This window comes from Mesorhizobium sp. M2E.F.Ca.ET.219.01.1.1 (assembly GCF_004016445.2).
In the GTDB taxonomy this organism is placed as follows: Bacteria; Pseudomonadota; Alphaproteobacteria; order Rhizobiales; family Rhizobiaceae; genus Mesorhizobium.
In genome coordinates, this window is sequence record NZ_SADT02000103.1 from 1 (window position 1) to 369 (window position 369).

Sequence of the window (369 nt, forward strand, 5' to 3'; positions counted from 1 at the left end):
GCCCGACCTCGCCGGCAGCTTCCGTCGTGGACTGCTCTTCCCCGACGAGGCCCACCTCGACCCGCGCGAGGCGATGGCGAAACTTCATGACCGGCTCGCGGCCATGGGCGTCGCATTCCGCTTCGGCGCCGATATCAGGCAGGTTTCCGGTTTCGATCGCCGGATCGACTGCACGGGAATGGCCGCTGTCGACGACAGGCTGCGCGGCGTGCGCGGCGAGATGCTGATCCTGCGTGCGCCCGACGTCTCGCTGTCGCGGCCGGTCCGGCTGCTTCATCCGCGCTTTCCGCTCTACATCGTGCCGCGCGCCGACCACCGTTTCATGATCGGCGCGACGATGATCGAAAGCCAGTCCGGGGGATCGATCAC

Annotated in this window: 1 protein-coding gene; it reads left to right on the top strand. The window is 68.0% G+C overall.

Features of this window, described 5'->3' with window-relative positions; genetic code table 11:
* The coding region (locus EN862_RS35110; protein ID WP_135913302.1) for an FAD-dependent oxidoreductase at positions 1-369 on the top strand (369 nt) is incomplete at both ends.